Here is a 5,110-nt window from a genome sequence, read left to right as displayed (position 1 = left end):
CCCGCGCCCCCCGCCCACCCCGCCCTCGCGGGGGGGGGGTTCGCTCGCCCCCCCACCCTGGGCCCCCCCCCCGCGCGGCTCTCCATCGCACGCCCCGGCCCCGCGCGGCCCGGGGGGGGCCCCGCCCCCCCGCGCGCACCCCACCGTCCGGTCAGTGGATGTGCGAGCCGCCGTTGATGTCGTAGGTGACACCGGTGAGGTAGCCCGATTCCGGTCGGCACAGGAACGCGACGACATCGGCGACGTCGTCCACGCGGCCGGCGCGGCGGGTCGGGATGTCGGCGATCATCGCGGCCTTGCGCTCCGGGTCGAGCTTGCCCGCCGTGATGTCGGTGTCGATCAGGCCCGGGGCCACCGAGTTCACCGTGACCCCCGACGGGCCCAGTTCGCGGGCCAGCGCGCGGGAGAACCCGAGCAGCCCGGCCTTGGCCGCCGAGTAGGCGACACCGCCGAACACCCCGCCGCCGCGCTCCGCCGACACCGACGAGAGGTTCACGACGCGCCCGAAACCCCGCTCGGCCATGCCACCGACGACCCGCTTGGTCATCAGGTAGCTGCCCCGGACGTTGACCTCGAAGACGCGATCCCACTCCTCGTCGGAGACCTCCAGGAACGGGACGGGGGAGGTGATTCCGGCGTTGTTGACCAGCGCGCCGATCTCCGGCAACTCCGATTCCACGACCGACACGGCGGCGTCCACCGCCGCCTTGTCGGTCACGTCGCAACCAGCGCTGACCGCGGCCACGCCGTGCGCCTCGGCGACGGCGTTGGCGACGTCCTTCGCGCTGGCCTCGTCGACGTCGAGCACGGCGATGTTCCAGCCCTGCCCGGCCAGCGCGTGCGCGATTCCCTGCCCGATGCCGCGACGCGAACCGGCTCCGGTCACGATGGCTGTGCGGTTGCTGTTCATGCGATCTCCTAGGTGGGTCAGCCGAGCTCGGCGAGCACGCGCTTCTTGATCTGCGGCACCGAAAGCCCGTAGCGGTCGTGCAGCGTGGGCAGCGCGCCCGCGGCCAGGAACTCGTCGGGCAGGCCGATCGGCACGATGCGCTCACCCACCCCGGCGAAGGCCAGGCAGGACGCGACGGACTCGGCCAGACCCCCGACGACCGTGTGGTTCTCCAGCGTCACCACCAACCGGTCCCGCCCGACGGCGGACAGGATCGCTTGCCGGTCAAGGGGTTTGATGGTCGGCACGTGCAGCACGGCTACGTCGACGTGATCGTCGGCGAGCTCGGCGGCCGCCGACAGGGCGCGCATCGTCATCAGCCCGCTGGAGATCATCAGCACGTCCCGGCCGGTGCGCAGCTCGGCGGCCTTGCCCAACTGGAAGCGGTAGTCGTACTCGTCGAGCACCGTCGGCACCGCACCGCGCAGCAACCGCAGGTAGGTGGGGCCGGGCGAGTCGGCCAGCTGCGGGACCGCCTGCTCGATGTCCACCGAATCGCACGGGTCGACGATGGTCAGTCCTGGGATGCCGCGCAGGATCGCGACGTCCTCGGTGGCCTGGTGACTCGGCCCGTAACCGGTGGTCAGCCCCGGAAGTCCGCCGATGACGTTGACGTTGAGCCTCGGCTCGGCGATGTCCAGGCACAGGAAGTCGTAGGCGCGCCTGGTCGCGAACACCGAGTAGGTCGAGGCGAACGGCGTCAGGCCGACCTCTGCCATCCCCGCGGCCGCGGCAAGCAGCGACTGCTCGGCCATGCCCATCTGGAAGAACCGCTCCGGGTGGGCGTCGCGGAAGACGTGCATGTCGGTGTACTTGGCGAGGTCCGCCGAGAGGCCCACGACGTCCTGGCGCTGCTCGGCGAGCCGGGCCAGCGCGTGCCCGAACGGGGCTTTGGTGGTCTTCTGGCCCTCGTCGGCGAACGAGGCGATCATCGCCGACGTGGTGGCCTTCTTGGTCGCGGTCGTCATGCCCCGGCCTCCTGCAGGTGGTCGCGTGCCAGTTGCCACTCGTGCGGTTCGACCCGCATGAAGTGCGCCTTCTCCCGGGTCTCCAGGAACGGGACACCTCGGCCGACCCGGGTGTCGCAGATCAGCACCGATGGCGAACCCCGGTGCTCGCGCAGCCCGTCCAGCGCTGCCACCAGGGCGTCGACGTCGTTGCCGTCGACGCGGACGGCGTTCCAGCCGAAGGACTCCCACTTGGCCTGGATCGGCTCGGTGCGCAGCACGTCGACCGTCGGGCCGTCGGCCTGCAGCGCGTTGACGTCGACGATCGCGATGAGGCTGTCCAGCCCGTGGTGCGAGGCGGCCAGCGCCGCTTCCCACGTGGAACCCTCGTCGAGCTCGCCGTCGGAGAGCAGGTTGTAGACGCGGGCCGGATTTCCCCTGTGCCGCAACCCGAGTGCCATGCCCACGGCCACGCCGAGGCCGTGTCCGAGCGAACCGCCGGAGATCTCCACACCGGGGGTGTAGCTGGCCATGGCCGACATCGGCAGCCGCGAGTCGTCGGCGGCGTAGGTCTGCAGCTCGTCGGCGTCGATCACCCCGGCCTCGGCCAGCGCCGCGTACAGCGCGATCGCGTAGTGGCCGATGGACAGCAGGAACCGGTCGCGGTCCTCCCACTCCGGGTCTTCGGGCCGGAACCGCAGCTGGTCGGAGTACATCACCGCCAGCACGTCGGCGACCCCGAGCGCCTGGGCGATGTAGCCCTGTCCTTGGAGTTCGCCCATGTCCAGGGCGTTCTCGCGGATGCGGCGCGCCGACTCCGCGATCATGCGCGTTCGATCAGACAACTGCTTCCTCCTTGCCGTTGGCGGCGCGCTCGAGGGCCGCGACCTCCGCCTTCTGAGCCGGGCCCCACGTCTCCCGGGTGAGCACCGCCGCGACCAGGCCCAGCACGCCGTAGCCGCTGAACAGCAGCGCCGGTCCGAGCCAGCCGGCCTGCGCGTACAGGGCGGTGGCGATCATCGGGGTGAAACCCGAGACGACCGCGGAGATCTGGTAGGCCAGCGACGCCCCGGCGGTGCGGGTCTTGGTCTCGAACAGCTCCGAGAACCAGGCGCCCTGGACCCCGGCCAGCGAGTTCTGGCAGATCGCGTAGCTGATCACGAAGGCGAGCACGATCAGCACCGCGGAGCCGGTGTTGGCCATCAAGAACATCGGCACGCCCCACGCCACGGCGGCCACGCAGCCCAGCAGGTAGATCGGGCGCCTGCCGAAGACGTCCGAGAAGTGCCCCCACAGCGTGGTGGCCAGGATGCCGATCCCCGCGGCCGTGGTCAGCGCCAGCAGGCTCAAGGACCCCGAGGTGGGCGAGGTGTCGAGCTCCAAGTAGGACAGCATGAACGTCACCGAGACCGCGTAGCCCGCCGTCTCGACCACGCGCAGGCAGAACGTGCGCAGCACGTTGCGCCAGTCGTCGCGCAGCACCTCCAGGATCGGGTTGCGCGCGACCTCGCCGGATTCCTTGAGCTCCTCGAACTCCGGCGACTCGTCGATCTTCAGGCGGATCAGGATGCCCACCACGATGAGCACCGCCGAGAGCAGGAACGGGACTCGCCACGTCAGTGTGCCCTCGAGTCCGGCGCTGAGCAGGAACGCCAGGTTCGCCAGCAGCAGGCCGACGGGGAACCCGGCCTGGGTGATGCCGGTGTAGAGACCTCGTTTGCGCCAGGGCGCGTGTTCGAAGGTCATCAGGATGGCACCGCCCCACTCCGCGCCGAAGGCGAGGCCCTGCACGATGCGGACGGCCACCAGCAGCACCGGCGCCCAGATGCCGGCCTGCTGGTAGGTGGGCAGGCAGCCGATGAGCACGGTGGCGACGCCCATCAGCAGCAACGAGGCCACCAGCACCGGCTTGCGTCCGATGCGGTCACCCAGGTGACCTGCGATGATGCCGCCCAGCGGGCGTGCGGCGAAACCGACGCCGAGGGTTGCGAAGGACAGCAGCGAAGCCGACAGCGGGTCGGATCCGGGGAAGAACGCGTCGCCGAAGTAGAGGGCGGCGGCGGTTCCGAAGCCGATGAAGTCGTAGGTCTCGATGGTCGCGCCGACTCCGCAGCCGACGGCGACTCTGAACTTCTCCGGGCTGCCGTTCACCGACGCCCGGGATGGGGAGCTTGCCATCGCGATCCTCCTTGACCGGGTGGCTGAGTGTTGAGTGTCAACAGTCAATGTTGACAGTCATCATAAGTCCGGTCGGCGGGGTGTCAAGGACGGATTTTCCGCCCCGCGACCGGGCTCAGCTCTTGCTGTTGAGCAGCTTGACCGCGGCCTGCATGTGCTCGCGGAGCACGCGCACGGCGGTGTCGGCGTCGCCGCGTTCGACGGCCTCGACTATCGGCCGGTGGTGGTCAGCGGACATGGGGAAGCGCCGGTTCTCGGTGGACGCGCTCATCACGACCACCCGGATCGGACCCTCCAGGTGCCGCCAGGTGTCGAGCAGGATCGAGTTGCCCGACAGCTCGCACAGCTGGGCGTGGAAGGCGAGGTCGGCTTCCAGCTGCTCGCTGAGGTCGCCGGTGGCCGCCTCCAGCTTGTCCAACGCCGAGTGCAGCTCGCCGACCACCTGCGCCAGCCGGTCGGACTCGACGATCTCGGCGACCGCCTGGCCCTCCAGCGCGCAGCGGACCCGGAACAGCTCGTCGATCTCGTTCGCCGACAGGCTGCGCACCCGCAGCATGCCGCGCACACCAGGCGTGACCAGGCCTTCCTGCTGGAGATGACGCAGCGCCTCGCGCACCGTGCCGCGGCTGATCGACAGCTGCGAAGCGATCTCGACCTCGCCGAGGTGATCACCTGGCCCGTACCGCCCGGTCAGGATCGCCTCGCGCAGCGCCACCAGCGCGCGCTCCCGCAAGGTCAAGCGGTCCAAACTGCGCAAAGACTCTTCCGCCACGCCGAAATGATAGCCCGATGTCGACAGTCAACTCATGAGCCTCCTCGTGCGACCCTCACTTCCACCCCGCAACCCCTCACCCCGCGGCTCACCCGGGAGGGGAGACCCCTCGAATTTCGCGCGAAATTCGAGCGCGAAACGCAGCGCTCCAACTTCGCGCGAAATTCGACCAGCGAGCCCGACATAACCCTCTGACCTGTGCGGACACGCCCGGGTGCGTGGGCGGATTCGAATTTCGCGCGAAATTCGAGTGGGAACTGAGGG

General features: G+C 69.9%; 5 protein-coding genes. All 5 read right to left on the bottom strand.

The annotated features are described in order from the left end of the window. Nucleotides 1–151 precede the first annotated feature (151 nt). The 5 genes from AB0J91_RS32815 to AB0J91_RS32795 all read right to left on the bottom strand — a co-directional run bounded on the left by AB0J91_RS32815 (nt 152) and on the right by AB0J91_RS32795 (nt 4,846). Complete coding sequence (locus AB0J91_RS32815) at nt 152–910, bottom strand: SDR family NAD(P)-dependent oxidoreductase (protein WP_363792057.1); 759 nt, start codon at nt 908–910, stop codon at nt 152–154. Between the two features lie 17 nt (nt 911–927). Next, nucleotides 928–1,917 carry a transketolase C-terminal domain-containing protein gene (locus AB0J91_RS32810; RefSeq protein WP_363876878.1) on the bottom strand — a complete coding sequence of 330 codons (990 nt, stop codon included), beginning with the start codon at nt 1,915–1,917 and terminating at the stop codon, nt 928–930. Further along, nucleotides 1,914–2,723 carry a transketolase gene (locus AB0J91_RS32805; protein ID WP_363876881.1) on the bottom strand — a complete coding sequence of 270 codons (810 nt, stop codon included), beginning with the start codon at nt 2,721–2,723 and terminating at the stop codon, nt 1,914–1,916. The genes AB0J91_RS32810 and AB0J91_RS32805 overlap by 4 nt, the downstream gene beginning before the upstream one ends. 10 nt (nt 2,724–2,733) lie before the next feature. Beyond that, nucleotides 2,734–4,074 (bottom strand): MFS transporter, encoded by a 1,341-nt coding sequence (locus AB0J91_RS32800; RefSeq protein WP_363876874.1) that lies wholly within the window; start codon nt 4,072–4,074, stop codon nt 2,734–2,736. A 115-nt stretch (nt 4,075–4,189) separates the two neighbouring features. Next, nucleotides 4,190–4,846 (bottom strand): GntR family transcriptional regulator, encoded by a 657-nt coding sequence (locus tag AB0J91_RS32795; RefSeq protein ID WP_363876871.1) that lies wholly within the window; start codon nt 4,844–4,846, stop codon nt 4,190–4,192. Between the last annotated feature and the right edge of the window lie 264 nt (nt 4,847–5,110).

The sequence above is a fragment of the Saccharopolyspora sp. NPDC049357 genome, assembly GCF_040677225.1.
Taxonomy (GTDB): Bacteria; Actinomycetota; Actinomycetes; order Mycobacteriales; family Pseudonocardiaceae; genus Saccharopolyspora.
The sequence above is the reverse complement of the archived record's forward strand: the minus strand, read 5'-3'. Positions and strand labels throughout refer to the sequence as shown.

Coding starts and splice junctions, on each gene's coding strand:
- AB0J91_RS32800 (WP_363876874.1), bottom strand. CDS start 4,074: ATGGCAAGCTCCCCATCCCGGGCGTCGGTGAACGGCAGCCCGGAGAAG.
- AB0J91_RS32815 (WP_363792057.1), bottom strand. CDS start 910: ATGAACAGCAACCGCACAGCCATCGTGACCGGAGCCGGTTCGCGTCGC.
- AB0J91_RS32805 (WP_363876881.1), bottom strand. CDS start 2,723: ATGATCGCGGAGTCGGCGCGCCGCATCCGCGAGAACGCCCTGGACATG.
- AB0J91_RS32810 (WP_363876878.1), bottom strand. CDS start 1,917: ATGACGACCGCGACCAAGAAGGCCACCACGTCGGCGATGATCGCCTCG.